The organism is Pannonibacter anstelovis, assembly GCF_036881715.1.
In the GTDB taxonomy this organism is placed as follows: Bacteria; Pseudomonadota; Alphaproteobacteria; order Rhizobiales; family Stappiaceae; genus Pannonibacter; species Pannonibacter anstelovis.
This window is the reverse complement of record NZ_JBAKBF010000011.1, coordinates 58,104-80,817: the sequence shown is the minus strand read 5'-3', so window position 1 is coordinate 80,817 and position 22,714 is coordinate 58,104. Positions and strand designations below refer to the sequence as shown.

The window sequence follows — 22,714 nt, the reverse complement described above, 5'->3', positions numbered from 1 at the left end:
GGCGTGACAGGTGCCGGACCTATTGCAGGTGCCGCTTCGGAGACCGGGCGCACCGTGCTGGGCGTGACACGTTCTGCAAACGGACAGATCTGGCGCGAGCGGCTGACACAGGCGCAGTCGCTCACCGCCCTTGCCATGGCGCAGCGGTTCGGCCTTGCCGATGTGATCGCGCGCGTCATGGCGGCCCGCGATGTGGCGCTTGAGGATGCGGAAGCCTTTCTCGACCCGACGCTGAAGGGGCTGATGCCGGACCCTTCCAGCCTCGTCCACATGGATCAGGCTGTGGCGCGGGTGGCCGATGCCGTCCAGTCCGGCACCCGCATTGCGATCTTCGGTGATTACGACGTGGATGGCGCCACGTCTTCCGCTCTGCTCTCCCGCTATCTGGCCGAGGTGGGGCAGGAGGCGGTGATCCATATTCCCGACCGCATCATCGAGGGCTATGGCCCCAACGGTCCGGCCATCGAGGCGCTGCACCAGGATGGGGCACGGCTGCTGGTGACCGTCGATTGCGGCAGCACTTCCTTCGAGGCGTTCGAAACGGCGGCGCGGCTGGGGCTGGACGTGGTCGTGATCGACCATCACCAGTGCGGCGTGGAACTGCCGCAGGTCCGCGCGCTGGTCAATCCTAACCGGCAGGATGACCTTTCGGGGCAGGGGCATCTGGCGGCTGTTGGCGTCACGTTCCTGTTTCTTGTCGGCCTCAACCGCGAACTGCGGCGGCGCGGTGCTTTTGCCGGGCGCCGGGAGCCGGATCTGCTGGCGCTGCTCGATCTTGTCGCCCTTGGCACGGTCTGCGATGTGGTGCCGCTCAAGGGGCTGAACCGGGCCTATGTCACCAAGGGCCTCATTTCCATGCATGCCCGTTCCAACCCCGGCCTTGCGGCGCTGGCGGATGTGGCGCGGGTGGGCGGCAAGCCGTCCTCCTATCATCTGGGTTTCCTGTTGGGGCCGCGCATCAATGCTGGCGGGCGCATTGGCGATGCTGCTCTCGGTGCGCGCCTGTTGACCACGCGTGACAGCGCGCAGGCCCGTGCCATTGCCGAACAGCTGGACCGGCTGAACGCGGAGCGGCAGGCGATGGAAGCGGTGATGCTGGAAGAGGGCGATGCACAGGCCGTCGTCCGCATCCAGTCGGAAGACCCGGCGGTGCTGCTGACGGGTTCCGATGGCTGGCATCCGGGCATCGTCGGGCTGATCGCCTCGCGCCTCAAGGAAAGCCACCGCCGCCCGGCTTTCGCCATTGCTTACGACGCCAGCGGCAAGGGAACCGGTTCCGGCCGCTCGATTCCCGGCGTTGATCTTGGCCGGGCCGTGCGCAAGGCGGTGGAAGAGGGGCTGCTGGAAAAAGGCGGCGGCCACGCCATGGCAGCGGGCCTGACCGTGCGGCGTGAGCGGGAAGGGGAGCTGACCGCCTTCTTCAACGAGATGCTGCGCGAAGACGTGGAAGTCGCCAGCGCCAGCCGCGAGCTGAAGGTGGATGCGGCGCTGACCGCAGGCGGGGCGACGATCGAACTTCTGAACAAGCTGGAACTGGCCGGCCCCTTTGGTGCTGGCCATCCCGAGCCGGTGTTTGCCTTCCCCTCACACCGCATTTCCTATGCGGATGTGGTCGGCAACGGCCATGTGCGGGCAACGCTGGCCGGTGCTGATGGCCAGACGCTGAAGGGCATTGCCTTCAAGGCTGCCGAGAAGCCATTCGGCGAGGCGCTGCTGGCCGGGCGGGGCAAGATGCTGCATGTGGCTGGAAGCCTCTCCATCGACACCTGGCAGGGCGCGCAGCGTGTGCAGTTGCGCATTCTCGATGTCGCAGACCCGCAGGTGAACCGGCTGTGAGCCGCCGCTAGGCACAATGCCGTGTCCTGAAGCGGGCGGACAAGCCTTGCGTTTTTCTGCCCCATTCGCAGGGCATTAACCATGCCGTAAGGGGCACGCGGTAGAGTCATCTGGCTGAAGGATACAGCGCGGGGATCTGATGAAGAGCCAGGACGAACTCAGAGCGGTGTTTGCGGAACTTGACCGTTCTGCCGATCGGGCGCTCGCTGGCCTTGCCAAGGTTCGCGCGGGGGTGGATTCTGATCCTGCGCCGCTGCCTGTCACCTTCATTCCGGTGCCCTTGCAGGAATGCCTGGCTGTCGCCGCCTTGCTCAGCCTGTTCAGACTTGGCATGCCGGGCTGATCGCCCGCAGATCGCGTTCCATCTCTTTACCAGGGCTCTTAAATCGGTCATGCAGAAGGGGTAAGTTTGCCCCGCAACAGCATATGGACCGGCCATGACTGACTTTCCGATTGCCCTCTGCGCCTTCAATCTGGGCTTCGCACCGGCTTCACCGGAGGATTATGTCGCTGCTGTTGAAGCCCGCATGCAGCGTGCAAAAGAGGGTGGCGCACGGCTTCTGATGCTGCCGGAATATGCCATCGAGGCTTGCCTCTCGTTCAAGCCGGATGGGCTCGTGCCAACCTCCGAGCTGGCTTTCATGGCGGGTGTCGCACAGGAAATTGCGCCGCAGCTGGCGGATCTGCCGCGCAAATACGGACTGTCTCTCCTCGCGGGCTCAACACCCTGGCCTGCGGAAGATGGCGGCTTCACCAATCGTGCCTGGCTTTACACGCCGGAAGGAGAAGCGCATTCCCACGACAAGCTGGCGCTCACACCTTTCGAAAAGGACCCGGAAAGCTGGACGCTCAAGCCCGGCAAGCGGTTGAAGGTGTTCGAGCTGGAGGGTGTGCGCATGGCGATGCTCATCTGCCTCGATGTGGAAATGCCTGCACTGTCCTGTCTGCTGGCGCCGGAAAAGATCGACCTGCTGCTGGTTCCTTCCATGACATCGCAGCTTTCCGGCTATCACCGGGTGTTCGACTGTGCAAAGGCGCGGGCGGTGGAACTGATGACCTGCGTTGCCGTCTGCGGCGTGACGGGCGCTTCTACCGGCACGACACAGAATGACACCAATATCTCCGGTGCGACGCTGTTCACCCCCTGTGAGGCGGAGCTTGGTTTCACGGGGGTCGCAGCCCGGCTTGAGCCCACGGGCGGCACCGCCGGAGAAGAGCCCTTCCTGATCGTCCATCCGCCGCTTGATGTGGTGCGCAGGCTGCGCGCTGGCGGTGCCGAGGTGTGGCCTGGTGGCTGGAGCGCAGAGGGAATCACCTTGGAGCGTGAGGATCTCAACGCCTGACGAAGGCGTGCCGGAAGCGCAGAAAGCTGCGCTTCCGGCCTGCTGCAGCGGGGGACCCTGCGGATTAGCCGGCAAATTTTTCGAATTTTTGAAGATGACTTTACGGAATGTCGCATTATTGGCGTCATTCTGTCTGAGTGTGCCTTGACTTGCCTGTTCGAATGAACATTTCATGAGGGTGAGCATGTTCATTTGAGCCTATTGGGGTGGTGGTTAGCCTCTATCAGGCCTCCTCTTTCACACGCTTGAGGGAAAGGACGTCCAATGGTGGACAGTGCGACCTCATATCTGGACCCGGCAGTGACGTCCCATTCCACCATGCAGCGTTTGTGGGGCCGTTTGCGTGGCCTTTTCCTGCGCCCGGCGCGGCTGCAGATCGCGGCGCTGTGCCATCGTATGCGCAACGGCCAGCTGGAAGTCCTGCTTGTCGCCTCCCGTGGCACCAAGCGATGGATCCTGCCGAAAGGCTGGCCGGAACTGGACCACCGCTCGCACCGCACCGCCATGATCGAAGCCTTTGAAGAGGCGGGAGTTACCGGAAAGGTTTCGCAGGAGCCCTATGGCCGTTTCCGCTCGACGAAGGGCCTGAACAGCGGCCTTCGTGTGGATACGGATGTGCTTGTCTTTCTGATCGAAGCGCAGGCGCAGGCTGAGGACTATCCCGAGGCAGGAGAGAGGGAGTGCCGCTGGCTGCCGGTTGCAGAGGCGATCAAGCTGGCCAGCGAACCGGGGCTGGTGGATATTCTGAAGCGGCTTCAGCGCGATCAGGTTGCGAGCGCCTGAAAATCTGCGATAACGGCGCCAAATCACACAAAACCTGAGGCGGGATGCTCTCTGCATCCGCAGAGGGCTGTCACTGAGGGACGCCGCAAGGCGCTGCACGTTGAAAAAACCGGAAACTCAATCTGCCCTCGACAAGGATCTGGACAGGATCGGTTATATCGAGGATGCGGCCGGAACGGCTGCGCGCCGCCTTGTCGCGCCTGGTCTCTCCTTTGTCTTCATCATGATCTGTGCTCTGGCCGCCTGGCAATTCGTCGGCGGCGGCGTTTCCGGTTCCATGCTCATCGCCGCTGCCGCGCTCGGCGCCTATATGGCGCTGAACATCGGTGCCAATGATGTCGCCAATAACATGGGGCCGGCGGTTGGCGCTCGCGCCCTGTCGCTGGGGGCGGCGCTTGCCATCGCGGCGGTCTGCGAAACGCTGGGCGCCCTTGTGGCCGGGCGTGAGGTGGTGAGCACCATCTCCAGCGGTATTATTCATCCGCAGGATCTGGCCAGTCCGCATGCCTTCATGCTGGTCATGCTCTCTGCCCTGGTGGCGGCGGGTGTCTGGGTCAATCTGGCCACCTGGATCGGCGCTCCCGTCTCCACCACGCAGGCGATTGTCGGCGCAGTGGCCGGGGCTGGTGCGGCCGCGGCGGGCATTGCTGCCGTCAATTGGACGACGCTTGGCGGCATTGCCATCAGCTGGGTCATTTCACCGGTGCTTGGCGGCATTCTGGCTGCTTTCTTTCTGGCTTTCGTCCGCAATGTCACAGTCTATCAGCCGGACAAGATAGCGGCTTCCCGCTTCTGGGTACCCATTCTCATCGCCGCGATGACGGGTGTTTTCAGCACCTACATCGTGATGAAAGCCTTTCCCGCCGCAGGTCTCAAGTTGCCTGGGGCGCTGGTTGCCGGACTGGTGGTTGCCATTCTCTCCTGGCTGCTGGCCCAGCCCTATGTGCGCCGTCAGGCACGTGGCATGGAGAACCGCAACCAGTCTGTGCGCAGGCTGTTTGCCCTCCCGCTCGTCTGCGCGGCTGCACTCATGTCCTTTGCCCACGGAGCCAATGACGTGGCCAACGCCGTGGGACCTGTTGCCGCCATCGCGGGCGTCATCCGGTCTGGCCACATGGTAAGCGAGGTCGAGATCCCGCTCTGGGTTATGGTCATCGGCGCCATTGGCATTTCGCTCGGGCTGGTGCTGTTCGGTCCGCGCCTCATCCACCTTGTCGGCCAGCAGATCACCAAGCTCAACCCGATCCGTGCCTATTGCGTGGCGCTGGCGACCGCCGTGACGGTCATCCTCGCCTCCGCTCTGGGGCTGCCCGTCAGCACCACTCATGTAGCTGTCGGCGGCGTCTTCGGCGTTGGTTTCTTCCGCGAATGGGAAACCCAGCGCGTCGGGTCGCGGTTGACTGTCATGGCGGATGGCGCGGGCAAGGGCAAGCGTCTGCGTCCGATCAGGAACCGTGAGGAGCAGAAGCGCCGTTTCCTCGTCCGCCGCGCTCATGTGATGACGATCCTGGCTGCCTGGGTGGTGACGGTTCCGGCTGCTGCACTCCTCGGCGCTGGCGTGCTCTTTGTCCTTTCCTTCCTGCTTGGTTGAAGGCTAGCTGCACCATGACAAAAGCCCGGAAGCGGTCACGCTTCCGGGCTTTTCTGTTTCCGGTCAGGTGCTGCTGCGCCCCGTCACGCAGGCGCCTTTGCCCCCAGCTCCAGTGCTGCATCTTCCATATGTTCCAGCACGTAAGGCAGGAAGCTGCGCCAGGATTCGAGCACGAAACTATCTTCTGCAATCCGCCACAGCACCACCTCCGCCTTGTGGCAGAGGGTGCGGGTGACCATGCCCACCGGGAAGGCGGCGGGACTGAGGTCGAGGAAGACGCCTGTGTTGAGCAGCCAGACGGCCTTTGCGCCTGAGACAAGCACCGCGTCCTGCCGGTGCGAAATGTCCGTAACAGATGCCGCGAGTCCGGAGACGGCACTTTCAGCAGCCGCCTGAAAGGCGTCCAGCTCCGCCTCGGGCGCCAGCAGCAGCCATTCATCGGGGCCGAGCCACAGGGCAGCCTTGCTGCCAGATACGGCCGCCGTCAGCGGTGTCTGGGGCAGGGCGGTGCCAAGTACAGAGGCGATGGCCTCCTGCGCCGGGGCGCGGCCCCGGAAGGAGAGCCGGGCCAGCGGCGCGCAACGCGAAACGGTCAGGCCTTCGTAGCGCAGAACCGGGGTTTCGCCTGCGGCAGGGGTGTAGATCTCAGCCATCGAGACGGGTTCCTTCCGGGTCATACATCACAGGGTCCACAATCTTCACGGCGATGGCGCCCGAGGGCATCGGCACCTGCAGGATTTCACCCATCCGGCTGCGGCCATCTTTGACGACACCAAGGCCGATGGTGCGGCCCAGTGCCTCGCTCCAGTAAGCCGAGGTCACATGGCCCAAAGCAGGCGTGCCCTTGGCCGGGTTTGCTTCAGCGGTGATCTGCGCGCCTTCTTCCAGCATCCGCTTGGGATCTACCGGTTGCAGGCCTACGACCTGCTTGCGGCCGGAAGCGACGAGATCGGGCCGGGCCAGCGAGCGCTTGCCGACGAAGTCGAACTTCTTCTTGCCGATCGCCCACTCCAGGCCCGCATCGGCAGGCGTCACGGTGCCGTCGGTTTCCTGGCCGACGATGATGTAGCCCTTTTCCGCGCGCAGCACGTGCATGGTTTCGGTGCCATAGACACAGCCGCCATGCTTTTCGGTTTCGGCCCAGATCATCTCCCACACCTTGGCGCCATGGCGGGCAGGGACATTCACCTCAAAGCCCAGTTCGCCGGTAAAGCTGACGCGGAACAGGCGGCATGGAAGTCCGGCAAAGCGGCAGGTGGCAACGCTCATGTGCGGGAAGGCTTCTGCGGAAAGATCCTGCCCCTCGACAAACGGCGCAATGATCTCACGCGCCTTCGGCCCCTGCACCGCAATGACGGCGAACTGTTCCGTCGTGGACGTGATCCACACGTCGAGGTCCGGCCATTCGGTCTGGAGGAAGTCCTCCATCATGGCAAAGACGCGCGCTGCGCCGCCCGTTGTGGTGGTGACGTGGAAACGGTCCTCCGAAAGCCTGCCCACCACGCCATCATCGATGATGTAGCCAGCCTCGTTGAGCAGCACCGCATAACGGCAGCGGCCCGGCTTCAGGCCCTTCCACGGGTTGGTGTAGAAGCGCTCCAGAAACTCAGCTGCGTCCTTGCCCACCACCTCGATCTTGCCAAGGGTGGAAGCGTCGAACTGGCCGGCCGTCTGCCGTGCCGTGCGGCACTCGCGGGCGACGGCGGCATGCATGTCCTCGCCCGCCTTGGGGAAGTACCAGGTGCGCTTCCACTGGCCCACGTCCTCAAAGATTCCGCCCTGCTTCACCACCCAATCGTGGGAAGGCGTGCGGCGGACGGGATCGAAGGCATCTCCGCGCGAAGACCCGGCGAAGGTGCCGAAAGTCGTCGGCGTGTAGGGCAGGCGGAAGGTGGTGAGGCCCACCTGTGGCAGGGCGGTGCCCAGTGCGCCGGAGGCAATCGCCAGTGCGTTGAGGTTGGACAGGCGGCCCTGATCGGTTGCCATGCCGGTGGTGGTGTAGCGCTTGATGTGCTCGATGGAATGCATGCCCTCACGCACCGCCAGTTCCACATCCTTTGCCGTCACATCGTTCTGGAAATCGACGAAGGCCTTCACGCGGGAGGCGTCGCGGTCATGCGGCAGCGCGCCGAGGAAACCGCCCGTGGCAGCTTCTGCCCCATCGGCACGGATGCTGCGAACCTTCAAAGGTGCTCCGACGGCCTTGTTTGCCGCCTGCTCACCGGCGGCATAGCCATCGTTGAGGACAGCAGCAAGGCCGTTCACGCCCCGGCAGCTTCCGGTGGAGCGCTCGTTCTGGACACTCTCACCCGGAAGGAAGGCCTGCATCTCGTCATTCCAGACCACTTTGCCGCGGGACTGGGAATAGAGGCTGACCGCAGGCGTCCAGCCGCCGGACATGAGAATGGCGTCGCAGTTTATGTCACCGGCGGCCGCCACGCTTCCATCCTCGCGTAACCGGCCCAGCAGCGCCTTGCTGACGCGCAGATGCCCGGAGGTACCGGTCACGGTGCAACCGGTTTCGACCCGGATGCCGAGCCTTGCAGCTTCCGCGACCAGATGCTCCGGCGGCGTGCGGCGCAGGTCGGCGATGGCGGCGATATCCACGCCGGAAGCGGCAAGATCGAAGGCTGCCGTCCAGGCGCTGTCACAGGCAGCAGCCACCAGCACGTTGCGGCCAACCTTGGCGCCATAACGGTTGAGATAGGTCCGGCCTGCGCCTGCCAGCATGATGCCGGGCCGGTCATTCTCCGGGAAGACGAGCGGACGCTCATGAGCGCCAGCGGCGATGACGACTTCCTTCGCGCGCACCTGCCACATCCGCTCACGCGGCAGTGCCGGATCGGGTTGGGCAAGGTGGTCCGTTACCCGCTCGGCGAGGGCGACGAAGTTCTGCACGAAATAGCCGAAAGCCGTGGTGCGCGGCAGCAGGGTGACGTTGCCGCGTGCTGCGAGTGTGGCCAGCGTTGCCGCCGCCCAGTCCGCCGCCGCATGGCCTTCGATGGTGGCGCCAGATTCTGCCAGCAGCGAGCCGCCCATTTCCGCCTGCTCGTCGCACAGGATCACCCGCGCGCCGCTTTCGCTGGCGGCAAGAGCGGCGGCAAGGCCTGCGGGGCCAGCACCAATCACCAGCACATCGCAGTGCGCATAGGTGTTGGCGTAGCGGTCCGGATCTGCCAGCTTCGGCGGCTTGCCGAGACCCGCGGCGGCGCGGATCACCGGCTCATACACCCGGTCCCAGAACGCCTTCGGCCACATGAAGGTCTTGTAGTAGAAGCCCGCCGGGAACAGCGGCGACAGCACATTGTTGACCGCCCCCACGTCGAACTCCAGCGAGGGGAAACGGTTCTGACTGACGGCCGTAAGGCCCTCGTAAAGCTCCACCTGCGGGGCGCGCAGGTTCGGCGTCTGGTCGCCGTGCCGGTAGACGCCCACCAGCGCATTGGGCTCTTCCGAACCTGCCGTTACGATGCCGCGCGGGCGGTGATACTTGAAGGAGCGGCCTGTCAGATGCACCCCGTTGGCGATGAGGGCCGAAGCGAGCGTATCCCCGGCAAGGCCAGTCATTTCCTTTCCATCGAAAGTGAAGTTGACAGGTCGGGATCTGTCCACCCGTCCGCCATTGCCGGTGCGCATGTGGCCGCCGCGTGTGCTGTGGCTGGTCATTTCGCGGCCTCCCGGGCAAGGGCTTCAAGATCCGGCTTCGGTTCCCCGGTCTTGTATGTGCAGATGAACTTGTCGCTCACCGTGTCGCGCACGGCATTGAAGAAGCGCCCGCATCCATGGGCGTGGCGCCAGCGCTCGGCATAGAGCCCGCGCGTGTTGGAGCGCATGTAGAGGAACTGGGCCCATTCCTCGTCATTGAGGGCGGAAGGGTCGGCAGGGCGGGCGATATGCGCCTCACCGCCGTAGCGGAATTCGGTCTCGGGCCGTTCGACGCCGCAATAGGGGCAGGAAATCAGCAGCATGGAGAAAGCCTCAGTGAGCCACGGCGGCAGCAGCCGCCTCGTCGATCAGGCGTCCGGTGCGGAACCTGTCGAGGGAGAAGGGGGCGTTGATCGGGTGCGGTGCGCCGGTGGCGATGGTGTGGGCAAACACGTGGCCTGAGCCTGGTGTCGCCTTGAAGCCGCCTGTTCCCCAGCCGCAGTTGACATAAAGCCCTGGCACCGGCGTCAGCCCGATGATCGGCGAGCGGTCCGGCGTGTTGTCAACGATGCCGCCCCAGTTGCGCAGCATGCGCATGCGGCGGAACATGGGGAACAGCTCGCAGATGGCATCGAGCGTATGCGTGGTAATGTGCAGCCCGCCTGCCTGCGAATAGGAAACGAACTGGTCCGTGCCAGCGCCGATCACCAGTTCGCCCTTGTCGGACTGGGAGATATAGGCGTGGATGGTGTTGGACATGACCACGCAAGGGAAGGCGGGCTTCACCGGCTCGGAGACGAGCGCCTGCAGCGGATTGGATTCCAGCGGCAGCTTCAGCCCGGCCATGGCCATGACGACAGAGGTGTTGCCGGCAGCGACGCAGCCGATCTTTTTGGCGCCGATGAAGCCGCGTGAGGTCTCAACGCCCGTGATCTCACCAGAAGGCGCACGGCGGATGCCGGTGACGGCGCAGTTCTGGATGATGTCGACGCCCATAGCACTGGCGCCGCGTGCATAGCCCCAGGCCACCGCGTCATGCCGGGCCGTGCCGCCCACCCGCTGCAGGGCAGCGCCCATCACCGGATAGCGGATGTTCTTCTCTATGTTGAGCGGCGGGCAGAATTCCTTCGCCTCCTCCGGCGTCATCCATTCATTCTCGACCCCGGCCAGCCGGTTGGCGTGGATGTGGCGCTTGAACACCTGCACGTCATGCACCGTATGGGCCAGCATCATCACGCCGCGCTGGGAATACATGACGTTGTAATTGAGGTCCTGCGACAGCCCGTCCCAAAGGTTCAGCGCATGCTGGTAGAGAGCGGCGCTTTCCTCCCACAGATAGTTGGAGCGCACGATGGTGGTGTTGCGGCCCGTGTTGCCGCCGCCGAGCCAGCCCTTGTCCAGCACCGCCACGTTGGTAATGCCATGCACTTTGGCCAGATAATAGGCCGTTGCAAGTCCGTGGCCGCCCGCGCCGATGATGATGACGTCATAGGCGGCCTTGGGCTCCGGCGAGCGCCATTGGCGGCCCCAGTTCTTGTGCGCGCTGAAGGCGTTTTTCGCCAGTTCGAAAAGGGAATAGCGCGTCATGGCCGCTGGCAGGCTCCTTGTGGTGAAATACCGCTGCGCCGCCGCCGGGCAGGGCTTCTTGAGTTAGTTTGACTGACCCGGGGGGCCGGACACAAGGGGGCCTCCCGTCAGAACAGGTCTCTCACTTTTGCCAGCAGCAACGCAACATCCTAACCTCAGACAGTCCCGCAATGGTCAGAATCCGACATGTCCGCCGCGTCCGGCGCGCAGACCGGAAATTTCTGATGGAACAGGGGGCTCTGTGTGACTGCGTGGACAATTTGTGTCGCGTTTCGTGACAGGCTCTTCCGGTGGATCTGTTACCGGGGGTGGCTGACATGAACGTCACTGCTTATAACACGGCCATCATCATCGATGACTTGCCCATTGAAGGAGGGGAGATCCCATGGAAGTTCGTGCCGCAGTCGCCGTGCAGGCTGGCAAGCCTCTGGAAGTCATGACCGTCAATCTGGAAGGCCCGCGTGCCTTCGAGGTTCTGGTGGAAATCAAGGCCACCGGCATCTGCCACACCGATGATTTCACCCTGTCGGGCGCTGATCCGGAAGGCATCTTCCCGGCGATCCTGGGCCATGAGGGCGCCGGTGTCGTGGTGGAAGTGGGCAAGGGCGTCACCAGCCTGAAGCCGGGCGACCATGTGATTCCGCTTTACACGCCTGAGTGCCGCGAGTGCCCGTCCTGCCTGTCGCGCAAGACCAACCTGTGCACCGCGATCCGCTCCACGCAGGGCCAAGGCCTGATGCCGGACGGCACCTCGCGCTTCTCCATCGGCAAGGACAAGATCCATCACTACATGGGCTGCTCGACCTTCGCCAATTACACGGTTCTGCCGGAGATTGCGCTCGCCAAGGTCAACCCGGACGCGCCCTTCGACAAGATCTGCTACATCGGCTGCGGTGTCACCACCGGCATCGGCGCGGTCATCCACACTGCGAAGGTGGAGATCGGTGCCACGGCGGTTGTCTTCGGCCTCGGCGGCATCGGCCTCAACGTCATTCAGGGCCTGCGCCTTGCCGGTGCAGACATGATCATCGGCGTGGACATCAACAACTCCAAGAAGGAATGGGGCGAACGCTTCGGCATGACCCATTTCGTCAACCCGCTGGAAATCGGCGAGGACATTGTTCCCTATATCGTCAACCTGACGAAGCGCGGTGCCGACACCATCGGCGGTGCGGATTACACCTTCGACTGCACGGGCAACACCAAGGTGATGCGTCAGGCGCTGGAATGCTCGCACCGCGGCTGGGGCAAGTCGGTCGTTATCGGTGTGGCCGGCGCCGGGCAGGAAATCTCCACCCGCCCGTTCCAGCTCGTCACGGGCCGCACCTGGATGGGCACCGCCTTCGGCGGCGCGCGCGGGCGCACGGACGTGCCGAAGATCGTTGACTGGTACATGGACGGCAAGATCGAGATCGACCCGATGATCACCCATCTGCTGCCGCTGGAAGACATCAACAAGGGCTTCGACATGATGCACTCGGGCGAGTCCATCCGCTCCGTCGTGGTCTATTGAGGGGCGGGCGATGAAGACCGTTTCCGAAAGCCGCATGTATGGCGGCGTGCAGGGCGTCTACACCCATGACAGCAAGGTCTGCGGTGTGCCGATGACCTTTGCCGTTTACCTGCCGCCGCAGGCCAAGGCAGGGCGCGTGCCCTGCCTGTGGTATCTGTCGGGCCTGACCTGCACCCATGAGAACGCCATGACCAAGGCCGGGCTGCAGGCCCATGCGGCCGAACTCGGGCTGGCCATCGTTTTCCCCGACACCAGCCCGCGCGGCGAAGGTGTCGCCAATGACGAGGCCTATGATCTGGGGCAGGGCGCGGGCTTCTATGTCAACGCCACACAGGACCCGTGGGCACCGCATTTCCGCATGGAAGACTATGTGGTGCGCGAGCTGCGCGATCTCGTGGCCGCATCCTTCCCCGTGACGGACAGCCACGGCATCACCGGCCACTCCATGGGCGGCCACGGCGCGCTGACGCTCGCCATGCGCCACCCCGGCCACTATGCCTCGCTCTCGGCCTTCGCGCCAATTGCCCACCCATCCGCCTCGGACTGGGGCCGCAAGCAGCTGGGGGCATATCTCGGCCCGGACGAAAGCCTGTGGCGCGGCCATGATGCGGTGCATCTGCTGGGGGACAAGGGCTGGTCTTCGGACATTCTGGTCGATCAGGGCCTGTCCGACCAGTTCCTGGATCTGCTGAAGCCCGAAGCTCTTGCGGAAGCGCTGGGCCGCACCCGCACGCCTTCCACGGTGCGCCTGCAGGCGGGCTATGACCATTCCTACAACTTCGTCGCCACCTTCGGCCGCGATCACGTCGAATGGCATGCCGAACGGCTGAAGTGACGCAATACGCGTTTTCGCAATGAGCAAGGGGCGGGGTCCGTGATGGCTCCGCCCCTTGCCGTTGGGGCGTCCAGCTTCCTCATCCGCCGCAACCCGGAAAGCGAGCGGAGCGCAAAAATATTCCTTTCCGGACAAGGGCTTGCCAGTCTGTTTTCGGGTCGTCCAGTCTGCTCATGCCGCCTAGCTTGCCGGTGTTTTCAACCGGAGAGCAGATCCATGCAATTGAAAGACAAGGTCATCATCATCACCGGCGCCAGCAGCGGCATCGGCGAAGCGGCAGCGCGCATGTTTGCGGCACGCGGCGCAAGGCTCGTCATCGGCGCCAGACGCAAGGACAGGCTGGAGGCGCTGGCCGCTGAACTCAACGCAGGCGGCGGCGCAGCCGTCCCTGTTGCCGTTTCTGTCTCAGGGGATGTGGCTGTGGCGGAACATGCGCAGGCGCTGGTGGATGCCGCCCTCGGGCAGTTCGGCCGCCTCGACGGAGCCTTCAACAATGCCGGCATGGTGGGGGACATGGTGCCGCTGCCGCAGATGAGCCCGGCCAACTGGCACCGGGTGCTGGAGGTGAACCTCACCAGTGCCTTCCATCTGGCGCGGGCGCAGATCCCGGCCATGCTGGCGGATGGCGGGCAGGGCGCCATCGTCTTCACCTCCACCTTCGTCGGCCATGCGGCGGGCCTGCCGGGCATGGCGGCCTATGCGGCGGCAAAGGCGGGGCTGATTGGCCTGACGCAGGTTCTGGCGGCGGAGCACGGGGCGGCGGGGCTCCGGGTCAACGCCCTGCTGCCGGGCGGCACCCGCACGGACATGGCGCCGCAGGATCAGGCGTCGCTGGACTGGGTAGCCGGGCTGCATGCCCTGAAGCGCCTCGCCGAACCGGAAGAGATCGCCGCCGCTGCCGCCTTCCTCCTCAGTGACGATGCCTCCTTCGTCACCGGCACGGCGATGACCGCCGATGGCGGCAATTCCATCTCCAAGACCTGAGGGAAGCTCCCGGTGTGTCAGTGCACCGGGAGTTTGATTTTCAGCGCGGCCGCACGAAGGCCGCGCTGAGCAGCACGGCGAGCCAGCCGCAGATCATCAGTGAGCCGCCCGTGGGCGCGGACATGGCGAACAGCCTCTCGGACGTCAGCGCCCGGCTGACCAGATCCCCGCTGAACAGCGCAACGCCTGCCAGCAGCAGCACAAAGGCAATGGGCAAGAGCGGCACCCACCGCAGCTGCGCCAGTGCGCCGAGGCCCAGAAACGCCGGAGCATGGAACAGCAGCATGCCGGAGGCCACGCTCATCAGCCCGGTTGCATCCATATGCGTGCCAAGCGCCGCCAGCGCCACCCCCGCCGCCCCGCAGAGCCCACCAGCCACCATCCCCGCCCGGAACAGCGGATGCGCGGCCTGTGACACCGCATTGTCAGAGGGAGAGCCTTGAGAAGAAACCTGCATCCTGAACCGCCATCAGCCAAACCCGGCACCACACGGCGCCCTCGGGAGAGTATCCATCCGGACAAATCTACCGGCGGCAGGGGGCGGTGTCGATGTGCGGGCGCATGGCAAAGGGACGCAGGGGGAGGGGGACATTTGAACGTGAAACGGCAGACCTGCCAGCACGATTATCAGGCCGGGACGAATATTTTAATTTTAAATTAATGCCATAACTATCTCGTAAATCCACATTAGAGCGGAGGCTACAAATAATAACCCTATCATAAATATTATTATATTTCGAATAAGTGCAAGTATTATTCCAGAAACTATCGCGGGAATGGCGGTGGCGAAGAAGCGGACTGTTTTATGCCATTCGGGGTCTACGAGATATTTGTTCACAATTATGCCCACCGTAATAAGGCCGAAAAGGAACAGGCCGCCTGCCCATTTGGTGTCGACTTCTTCTTGGTACTCTTTTTCGGACAGGTAACGATTTCCAACGCGATATCTTGCCATTCCCCTGTGCTCCATTCCTCTCATACTGGATATCTGGATACAGAATAATTATGTGCAATTAGAGGGGGTGTTGGTTAAGTTCCACAATTAAAGACCGGATGGCTTCAGAAGTAATCGCGTCTGGGCATCCTTTTACCTTCCTCCGCGCCGCGCCGGCCTTGTGCCGGCGCCCGTGAGGGGGCAAGAGAAGCGAAAGCTACCATCCCCTTTATGAACTGCCAGCAACTGCCGGAAACCGGCGTCACACGGCGTCCGCGATGAGATGCGGAGAATATGGTCAGGACGGCGAAGTTGCCCAGTCTTCGTGCCCGTGCCTTATCCGAACAATGAGAATATCGCCGCTTTCGGTAATCCTGTAGATGATCAGATGCGCCTTGAAGGGATATATGCGCATGGGCGGCGTCAATTCCGGGCGTTCTCTTGCCAGCTGGGGATTTGCTGCGATCAGGTCAAACAGCTCGAACAGCTGGTCATGGTATCTTCTCGCCTGTTCAGCACCAAAAAGGCGTAAGCCTGTTTCGGCAATGCCGATAATATCCTCTTCCGCTTCAAGGGACAGATGAAAGCCCATGAATCAGCCGCTGCGCGGTGCTGCTGTCCGTGTCAGCGCTGCCTCGAACAGCTCTTCTTTCGAGCGGCTGCCCAAGCCGCTCTGCAGACCTTCGTCCACATGGCGCTGCATGGCCGCGATCTTGTTGCTGCGCTCCTGATCCTTGCGGATCAGATCAAGCACATAGTCGCTCGCATTCGCATAGTGGCCGGTGCGGGCCTGCTCCTCTACCCATTCCTTCACGGGATCTGGCAAGGATACATTCATGGTCGCCATCGGCATCACCTCCATCTGGACATCATGCCATATGTGGTGAGACTTGTCAGTTTTTGAGCGGTCCTCAATCGCAGGCGCCGCCCCGGCTTGTTCCGGGGGCTGTGAGCCGGGCAGATGGCCTTGCAATGATGGCGTCTTGAACGAGTATTGGAGTGATGTTCGTATGACGCAAGCCGCAGTGGCCACCAGTACCGGTTTTCGTCAAAAGGTTTCTTGATTCTGAAGTGCATCTACTGATTGAATTTTGTATCTTAAATGTTAGATTCTTTAGAGGCTTAATTCAAAGGGCGGGAGTTTTTGATGGAGTGGTGCAAGCTTCTTGATGGGCAGAGGCTCGGATATAACGAGCTGTATAGTGAACAAGCCGATAGGCCGTCTTATATACAAGACTATGATCGCATTTTGTTTTCTGCGCCTTTTCGTCGCCTGGCGAACAAGACGCAAGTTCACCCGCTTTATGAAAACGATCATTTGCATCATCGATTAATACATAGTCTTGAGACAGCAAGTGTAGGCCGATCCTTGGGAATTGGAGTTGGTGCATGGTTGGAGGAACGGAACGAGATTGAGAAAGGTGAAAGGCACCGCGTTGCTGGAGTTGTGCAGGCAGCTTGTTTGGCTCACGATATAGGAAATCCTCCATTTGGACATTCTGGAGAAGATGCGATTGGCCAGTGGTTTAAATATAAAATAGCTGAAAAGAAGGGTATATTCTTAGATTTACCTGTAGAATTTCATGAAGAGCTGTCCAACTTCGAAGGAAACGCGCAAGGGTTCAGAATAATAAATCAATTGGAGATGTATCGAAATGATGGAGGCATGAGACTGTCAAAGTCTGTAATTGCCTCATTTGTTAAGTATCCTGTGACCGCAGAAATGAGAGGCAATTTCATAAATTCTCAAGAATATTGCGGTTTGAAAAAGTTCGGGATTTTCAAATCTGAGTTTAAGATATTTGAGAAGGTGTTCTCATCTATTGAAATTCCATGTGTATCTGAAGCGGGAAATAAGTATTGGCGTAGGCATCCCTTGGCGTTCCTTGTGGAGGCCGCTGATGATATATGTTACAAAATACTTGATGTTGAGGATGGATTTACTTCGGGTGATTTTAGTTATGATCAGGTTTCTGATATGTTGCTCCCGCTGGCCGGTATTGAGGATTTTTGTCAAAAGTACCCGGAACAAAATGAGGGCGAAAAGATCGCTATCTTGCGTGCTGTCGCAATAAATAAATCAATAAAAAGCTGCATTGATGTATTCAAAGAAAACTATGATGAAATAATTGATGGAAGATTTTCGTTGTCATTGATTGATGCTTCGTCTGTTTCTGATTTTTTCAGAAATATTACCGATAACTCAAATAAAAAACTATTCACTTCAAAAAGAAAGGTAGAGCTTGAGGTTTTTGGGAGAAATGTTATTCATGGTATTCTTAATGGATTGTTGCCTATTTATGAGGATTATATAAATAATAATTGTAATGAAGATAGTATGAGTTCGTATTGTCGGCAGTTGAAAAAAGCTGTTGCAGTAGATTTAAGGGATGTCAGGGATTCTTATTCTGCTTGCAGGTCGATTTGTGACTATGTTTCTGGAATGACGGACCGGTATGCGGTTAAAGTTGCAAAGATGCTTATGGTATCATGAATAGTCGGCGGATGGTTTGACTTGAGGGCGGGTGACGCTTTTCTGTGTCATTATAGATTTGTGGCTTTAGGTTGCCTCCTTCAGCCTGGTGCTCCCCAGCCCGGTTCCCCGGGCCGGGGCATCACATCCCGCTAAACTCTCACTCCCTCACGCCGCCTTCAACCCGCGCTTTTCCAGCAGCGCGTCGATATCCGGTCCACGCCCCCGGAAGGATTTGTAGGCTTCTTCGGGGTCCTGGCGGCCGCCGGCGGAGTAGATGAAGTCGTGGAGGCGGGTGGCGGTGGCGGGGTCGAAGATGTTGCCGGTTTCCTCGAAGGCGCCGAAGGCGTCCGCGTCCATCACTTCCGACCACATGTAGCTGTAGTAGCCGGAGGAATAGCCTTCGCCCGAGAAGGCGTGGGAGAATTGCGGGATGCGGTGGCGCATGATGATTTCATCCGGCATGCCGATTTCCGCCAGTGCCGTCTTTTCATAGGCTGTGACATCAATGCCCGCCGGGTCCGCGATCTCGTGGAGATTGAGGTCGAGGAGGGCGCAGGCGGTGTATTCCACCGTGGCAAAACCCTGATTGAAGTTGCGTGCGCCCAGCACCTTGTCGAGCAGCGCCTTGGGCATGGGCTCGCCGGTCTTGTAATGCACGGCAAAGCGGGACAGCACCTCCGGCTGGCTCAGCCAGTGCTCATAAAGCTGCGAGGGCAGTTCCACGAAGTCCCGCGCCACGGACGTTCCGGAAATGGACGGGTAGGTGACATTGGACAGCAGGCCATGCAGCCCGTGGCCGAATTCGTGGAAGAGGGTGCGGGCGTCGTCAAAGGTCAGCAGGGCAGCCTCGCCATCGGCGCCCTTTGAGAAGTTCATGACATTGACAATGATGGGAGTGATTTCACCCTTTGCCCGGTGCTGCGGGCGGAAGGCGCTCATCCAGGCGCCGGAGCGCTTGGAGGGGCGGGCGAAATAATCGCCGAGGAAGAGGCCCACATGCTTGCCGTCGCGGCCTAGCACCTCGAAGACGCGCACATCCGGGTGATAGACCGGCAGGCCCTTCTTCTCCTCGAAGGTGAGGCCGAACAGGCGGGTGGCGGTGTCGAAGGCGGCCTCGATCATCTTGTCGAGCTGCAGGTAGGGCTTCAGCTCCGCCTCATCGAGGTCATGGTCGCGCTTGCGCACCTTCTCGGAATAATAGCGCCAGTCCCACGGGGCGATGGGGGTGTTGTTGCCCTCCGCGCGGGCGGCTTCCGCCAGCTTGTCGCGCTCTGTGCGTGCCTGCGCCACGGCAGGCGCCCATACGCGGGTCAGGAGGGCGCGCACGGCCTCCGGCGTCTTGGCCATGCAGTCGTCCAGCTTGTAGGCGGCATAATGCGGATAGCCGAGCAGCTGCGCCTTTTCGGCGCGCAGGGCCAGCGTGCGGGCCACGATCTCGCGGTTGTCGGTCTCGCCGCCAGTCTCGCCGCGTGCGGCCCAGGCCTTGAAGGCTTCCTCGCGCTTTTCCCGGTTGGTGGAGAATTGCAGGAACGGCTCGATGGAGGAGCGTGAAAGGGTGATCACATGCTTGCCCTCCAGCCCCCGGTCGCGGGCGGCGGCAGCGGCTGCGGCAAGCAGGAAGTCGGGCAGGCCGGCGCGGTCTTCCTCCGTTTCCAGCACGAGCTGATAGCTGGATTCATCCTTCAGCACGTTCTGGGCAAAGCGGGTGCCGAGGGTCGCCAGCTCCTGGCCGATTTCGGCCATGCGGGCCTTGCCGGTCTCGTCCAGCCCCGCGCCCGAGCGGGTGAAGCCCAGCTTGTAGCGCTCCAGCACCCGCAGTTCCTCGTCAGTCAGGCCGAGACTGTCGCGCCGCTCCCAAAGGTCAAACACGCGGGCGGCCAGCTTCGGGTTCAGCATGGTGTCGGAGCCGTGCTTGGCGAGCTTTGGCGCCATGTCGCGCTCGATGTCCTGAAGTTCGGCATTGGTGTGCGCACCAGTCAGGTTGAAGAAGGTGCGGGCAACGCGGGACAGGTCCTCGCCAGCCGTTTCAAGGGCAATGATCGTATTGGAAAAGCTTGGCAGTTTTGCCTGATCTGCGATGGCGTTGATTTCCTTGCGTGCATTCTGCATGGCCGTTTCAAAGGCCTCGCGGAAATGCGCCGGGGTAATGTCAGCAAAGGGCGGCAGGCCAAAGGGCGTGGACCAAGCGGTGAGGAGCGGGTTTCCGGACATGAGATTTTCCAATGGTTTGCGGCAGGCTGTCTGCCTTCATATGGGGCAAGAGTTTCCAGATGCCAAACGTCAGTTGCTGACTGCAGAGGTGGTGGCGGGCGGGCCGAAGAGAACCTGATGCATGATGCGGCCCGGCATGAAGGTGAAGAGCCCGGCCACCAGCAATGCCCAGAACATGATGTGCTGCATGGCCTTGCGATGCGTTGCCAGCCTGCCGCGCCGGGCTGCATAGACTGCGGCGGGAACACCGATGAGTGTGATGGCTGACAGGATGTGGATGGGGCTGAAGGGACCGATCATCCGCAGCTCGTGAATGAACAGGCTGGATCCTGCGACCCAGAGCATCAGCCCCGCCCAGAGGTAACCAAGGCTGCGGTGGGGAAGGGTTCCCTTCGGTGCGGCCAGCTGGATCACGCCCAGAACGGCAGCGCCAATGGCGGCAAAGGCGTGTGTTGCAATGACCGGGCCTGCGGCCACGAGTGGCTCAAGTGTCATGTCAGCTCCTCACCACATGCTCGTGCGGGCGCGTTCCGGCCATTCCTTGTCATAGGCCTCGCCGCCCACGGTGCCCTCCGACAGGCTGGCGAGGATCTGGCCCGGTGTCGGCAGGGTACTGGAGTCTACCTGGGCCGAGGCATCCCATAATCCGGCGCGCATGATGGCGCGGGCACACTGGAAGTAGATGGTTTCGATGGAAATGACGAGAACGGAGCGCGGCCGCTTTCCTTCCATTTCCAGCCGGGTCAGCAGGTCCTCATCAATGCTGACAACAGCGCGGCCGTTGACACGCAGGGCATTGCCATGGCCGGGAATGAGGAACATCAGTGCCACACGCGGATCGCGCACGACGTTGCGCAAGGAATCGATCCGGTTGTTGCCGCGCCGGTCGGGCATCAGCAGGGTGGTATCATTCTCGATGATGACGCAGGATCCCCTGTCGCCGCGCGGCGAGCAGTCCAGCCCCTCAGGCCCGCTGGTAGCCAGCGCGCAGAAGGGCGATGCCTCGATCAGGCGGCGGTATTCCGGCGTGATGTGCGGGCTTTCCTTGACCGTGGATGTGGGACCCGCAGTGCCATAGAGTTTTTCCAGATCGTCAATGCTGGTGATGATGCTCATCGTGCCGGTGTCCTTGGTGCCTGTGCTGCGCTAGAGCTAATCCTGATCCGGCCGGGCCTGCCAGTGTTTTGACACGGCGGGGCGGAATTTTTTCAATGCGGGGAAAGCCGTTGCAGACCATGGACCACGCCGCCGCCGGGACAATACCGCCGCTGGGCGTCATCATGCTGGACACCGCTTTTGAGCGTCCGCCGGGCGATGTGGGCAATGCGGCCAGCTGGCCGTTTCCGGTGCAGTACCGGACTGTCAGCGGTGCAACGGCGCGCAAGGTGGTCGGCGGGGATGATGCGGATCTGCTGGATGCCTTCGCCGCCGCCGGAGAGGCGCTGCAGAAGCAGGGCGCCGTGGCTCTGATCACCTCCTGCGGCTTTCTGGCGGCGCGCCAGCCGGTGCTGGCCTCCCGTATGTCCCTGCCGCTGGCCACCTCCAGCCTGTTGCAGATCCCGGTGATTGCAAGCCTCCTGCCCAAGGGGCGTACGGTCGGGGTGATCACCTATGACGCAGCCTCCCTCGGTCCGGCGCATTTTGCAGGCGTGGGCGCAGATCCTGCAACGCCGGTCATGGGCCTGCCGCAGGCCGGGGCTTTCCGCGGGCTGATCGAGGGCGGCGCGGCCTATGATGCGCCGGCACTTCAGGCGGAGCTGGAGGCAGTGGCAGAGCGGCTGATTGCGGAGCATCCGTCCACCGGCGCGCTCTTGCTGGAATGCACCAACCTGCCGCCGTTCTCGTCAGCTCTGCGCCAGCGCTTCGGTCTGCCGGTCTTCGATATCCTCACCCTCGGCCGCTGGCTGTATCAGGCGGCCTGCGGGCAGATCTGAGGCGCTGGACCAGCTGCCATATTGGTTCAGGTCCTCGTCCAGTTTCCGGCTTTTACCGGTACCATTTGCCTTTCTCCGGCAGGACTGTCCGTGCCGGATGAGGTGCTGAGCCACCTGAGGATTACTCGCGGAAATATTGGGCATTTGCACAGTCTTTGAGCGTACTGTTTGTTCAGCTTTGCGGCTTGACAGAATGCCGCTTCGTCAAACAGGATGAACCAATCTTGAAAATGGTTCATTCAATGGTCCAGACGCCGCCACACCCTGACAATGCCAATTACGCGCTGGAGAAGCTGCGCGACATGCTGCGCGAAGGTGACTTCGGTGCGGATGGAAAGCTGCCGACCGAGCGGGCGCTTTCGGCGAAACTTGGTCTTGGGCGGCGTGCCATCCGCCGTGCGCTCGAGGTGCTGGAGGCGGAAGGGGAAATCTGGCGCAGGCAGGGGGCGGGCACTTTTGCCGGGCAGCGGCCCGGCGGCCTTGCGCAAGGGGTTGATGCGATTGTCGCGGGAACCGACTTCATGGAAATCATGGAGGTCCGCCTGCGGATCGAACCGCAACTGGCGCAGCTGGCGGCTCTTCGCGCAAAGCCTGCGGAGCTGGCCCGCATGCAGGATCTTGCCCGGCGTATCAAGGAGACTGATGACGCCGATGCCCGCGAACTCTGGGATGGCGCGCTGCACAGGCAGATCGCCCAGAGCGCGCGCAACGGGCTGTTCCTGACCATTTTCGATGTGATCAACCAGGTACGGCAGGACGAGGCCTGGCAGAACTTCCGCGAGCGGGCCCGTACCGGCCCCGGCATCACCATGGCCTATGCACAGCACGAGGACATTATTGCCGCGATTGCCGCGCGTGACCCGGCGCGGGCGGGGGAAGCGATGCGCCAGCACCTCCTGATGCTGCAGGAACGCCTCATCCGCGCAACATCGCTCGATCACGGCATGCCTGTGCCGGAGGCATTGGAGGAGGAGGCTGCCTCCTGAAACTCCACCGGGTGGCAGCAGCCCGGAACAGAGATCACCGGGCGAACCTGCCCGGT

The 22,714-nt window shown here is 62.0% G+C and carries 22 protein-coding genes; 11 read left to right on the top strand and 11 right to left on the bottom strand.

The features are described from left to right. Nucleotides 1–3 precede the first annotated feature (3 nt). The 5 genes from recJ to V6L75_RS16475 all read left to right on the top strand — a co-directional run bounded on the left by recJ (nt 4) and on the right by V6L75_RS16475 (nt 5,553). Complete coding sequence (gene recJ, locus V6L75_RS16495; RefSeq protein ID WP_334252578.1) at nt 4–1,836, top strand: single-stranded-DNA-specific exonuclease RecJ; 1,833 nt, start codon at nt 4–6, stop codon at nt 1,834–1,836. 139 nt (nt 1,837–1,975) lie between these two features. Beyond that, on the top strand, nt 1,976–2,179 hold the full coding sequence (locus V6L75_RS16490; protein ID WP_334252577.1) for a hypothetical protein: 204 nt from the start codon (nt 1,976–1,978) through the stop codon (nt 2,177–2,179). Between the two features lie 94 nt (nt 2,180–2,273). After that, nucleotides 2,274–3,179, top strand: a complete 906-nt coding sequence (locus tag V6L75_RS16485) for a nitrilase-related carbon-nitrogen hydrolase (protein ID WP_334252576.1) — start codon at nt 2,274–2,276, stop codon at nt 3,177–3,179. Nucleotides 3,180–3,443: 264 nt separating this feature from the next. Further along, on the top strand, nt 3,444–3,962 hold the full coding sequence (locus V6L75_RS16480) for an NUDIX hydrolase (protein ID WP_334252575.1): 519 nt from the start codon (nt 3,444–3,446) through the stop codon (nt 3,960–3,962). Between the two features lie 100 nt (nt 3,963–4,062). Further along, entirely contained in the window at nt 4,063–5,553 is a 1,491-nt protein-coding gene (locus V6L75_RS16475; protein ID WP_334252574.1) for an inorganic phosphate transporter, read from the top strand. Nucleotides 5,554–5,636: 83 nt separating this feature from the next. Here V6L75_RS16475 and V6L75_RS16470 read toward each other — a convergent pair whose 3' ends face one another. From V6L75_RS16470 to V6L75_RS16455, 4 genes are read right to left on the bottom strand one after another with little or no spacing between them, the layout of a single operon-like run. After that, complete coding sequence (locus V6L75_RS16470; protein ID WP_334252573.1) at nt 5,637–6,206, bottom strand: sarcosine oxidase subunit gamma; 570 nt, start codon at nt 6,204–6,206, stop codon at nt 5,637–5,639. After that, nucleotides 6,199–9,219, bottom strand: coding sequence for a sarcosine oxidase subunit alpha family protein (locus tag V6L75_RS16465; protein ID WP_334252572.1), 3,021 nt, complete (start codon nt 9,217–9,219; stop codon nt 6,199–6,201). The genes V6L75_RS16470 and V6L75_RS16465 overlap by 8 nt, the downstream gene beginning before the upstream one ends. Then, on the bottom strand, nt 9,216–9,521 hold the full coding sequence (locus tag V6L75_RS16460; RefSeq protein ID WP_334252571.1) for a sarcosine oxidase subunit delta: 306 nt from the start codon (nt 9,519–9,521) through the stop codon (nt 9,216–9,218). The genes V6L75_RS16465 and V6L75_RS16460 overlap by 4 nt, the downstream gene beginning before the upstream one ends. Before the next feature lie 10 nt (nt 9,522–9,531). Then, nucleotides 9,532–10,785, bottom strand: coding sequence for a sarcosine oxidase subunit beta family protein (locus V6L75_RS16455; RefSeq protein WP_334252570.1), 1,254 nt, complete (start codon nt 10,783–10,785; stop codon nt 9,532–9,534). 385 nt (nt 10,786–11,170) lie between these two features. On the opposite strand from V6L75_RS16455, the gene V6L75_RS16450 reads away from it, so the two are divergent. The 3 genes from V6L75_RS16450 to V6L75_RS16440 all read left to right on the top strand — a co-directional run bounded on the left by V6L75_RS16450 (nt 11,171) and on the right by V6L75_RS16440 (nt 14,117). Next, on the top strand, nt 11,171–12,298 hold the full coding sequence (locus V6L75_RS16450) for an S-(hydroxymethyl)glutathione dehydrogenase/class III alcohol dehydrogenase (protein WP_334252569.1): 1,128 nt from the start codon (nt 11,171–11,173) through the stop codon (nt 12,296–12,298). A 10-nt stretch (nt 12,299–12,308) separates the two neighbouring features. After that, nucleotides 12,309–13,133, top strand: coding sequence for an S-formylglutathione hydrolase (gene fghA, locus V6L75_RS16445; protein WP_334252568.1), 825 nt, complete (start codon nt 12,309–12,311; stop codon nt 13,131–13,133). A 216-nt stretch (nt 13,134–13,349) separates the two neighbouring features. Continuing rightward, nucleotides 13,350–14,117: an SDR family oxidoreductase gene (locus V6L75_RS16440; RefSeq protein WP_334252567.1), complete on the top strand. Its 768-nt coding sequence runs from the start codon at nt 13,350–13,352 to the stop codon at nt 14,115–14,117. A gap of 40 nt (nt 14,118–14,157) precedes the next feature. On the opposite strand, the gene V6L75_RS16435 is transcribed toward V6L75_RS16440, so the two are convergent. The 4 genes from V6L75_RS16435 to V6L75_RS16420 form a co-directional block, all read right to left on the bottom strand. After that, on the bottom strand, nt 14,158–14,574 hold the full coding sequence (locus V6L75_RS16435; protein WP_334252566.1) for a DUF423 domain-containing protein: 417 nt from the start codon (nt 14,572–14,574) through the stop codon (nt 14,158–14,160). A 195-nt stretch (nt 14,575–14,769) separates the two neighbouring features. Next, complete coding sequence (locus V6L75_RS16430; protein ID WP_334252565.1) at nt 14,770–15,072, bottom strand: hypothetical protein; 303 nt, start codon at nt 15,070–15,072, stop codon at nt 14,770–14,772. A 277-nt stretch (nt 15,073–15,349) separates the two neighbouring features. Further along, on the bottom strand, nt 15,350–15,643 hold the full coding sequence (locus V6L75_RS16425; RefSeq protein ID WP_186391879.1) for a type II toxin-antitoxin system RelE/ParE family toxin: 294 nt from the start codon (nt 15,641–15,643) through the stop codon (nt 15,350–15,352). Nucleotides 15,644–15,646: 3 nt separating this feature from the next. Next, nucleotides 15,647–15,898, bottom strand: a complete 252-nt coding sequence (locus V6L75_RS16420) for a type II toxin-antitoxin system ParD family antitoxin (RefSeq protein WP_186391878.1) — start codon at nt 15,896–15,898, stop codon at nt 15,647–15,649. 300 nt (nt 15,899–16,198) lie between these two features. Here V6L75_RS16420 and dgt point away from each other — a divergent pair, with 300 nt between their 5' ends. After that, nucleotides 16,199–17,545 (top strand): dGTP triphosphohydrolase, encoded by a 1,347-nt coding sequence (gene dgt / locus V6L75_RS16415; protein ID WP_334252564.1) that lies wholly within the window; start codon nt 16,199–16,201, stop codon nt 17,543–17,545. 147 nt (nt 17,546–17,692) lie between these two features. Here the strand turns inward: dgt and V6L75_RS16410 are convergent, their stop codons facing one another. The 3 genes from V6L75_RS16410 to V6L75_RS16400 form a co-directional block, all read right to left on the bottom strand. Next, nucleotides 17,693–19,738, bottom strand: coding sequence for a M3 family metallopeptidase (locus V6L75_RS16410; RefSeq protein WP_334252563.1), 2,046 nt, complete (start codon nt 19,736–19,738; stop codon nt 17,693–17,695). A 69-nt stretch (nt 19,739–19,807) separates the two neighbouring features. Beyond that, nucleotides 19,808–20,233: a DUF2306 domain-containing protein gene (locus V6L75_RS16405; protein WP_334252562.1), complete on the bottom strand. Its 426-nt coding sequence runs from the start codon at nt 20,231–20,233 to the stop codon at nt 19,808–19,810. 9 nt (nt 20,234–20,242) lie between these two features. After that, complete coding sequence (locus V6L75_RS16400) at nt 20,243–20,854, bottom strand: pyridoxamine 5'-phosphate oxidase family protein (protein ID WP_334252561.1); 612 nt, start codon at nt 20,852–20,854, stop codon at nt 20,243–20,245. A gap of 95 nt (nt 20,855–20,949) precedes the next feature. On the opposite strand from V6L75_RS16400, the gene V6L75_RS16395 reads away from it, so the two are divergent. Together V6L75_RS16395 and V6L75_RS16390 are read left to right on the top strand one after the other, a co-directional pair. Continuing rightward, nucleotides 20,950–21,672: an aspartate/glutamate racemase family protein gene (locus tag V6L75_RS16395; RefSeq protein WP_334252560.1), complete on the top strand. Its 723-nt coding sequence runs from the start codon at nt 20,950–20,952 to the stop codon at nt 21,670–21,672. Nucleotides 21,673–21,902: 230 nt separating this feature from the next. Continuing rightward, nucleotides 21,903–22,658: a FadR/GntR family transcriptional regulator gene (locus V6L75_RS16390; RefSeq protein ID WP_425498801.1), complete on the top strand. Its 756-nt coding sequence runs from the start codon at nt 21,903–21,905 to the stop codon at nt 22,656–22,658. Nucleotides 22,659–22,714: the final 56 nt, after the last annotated feature.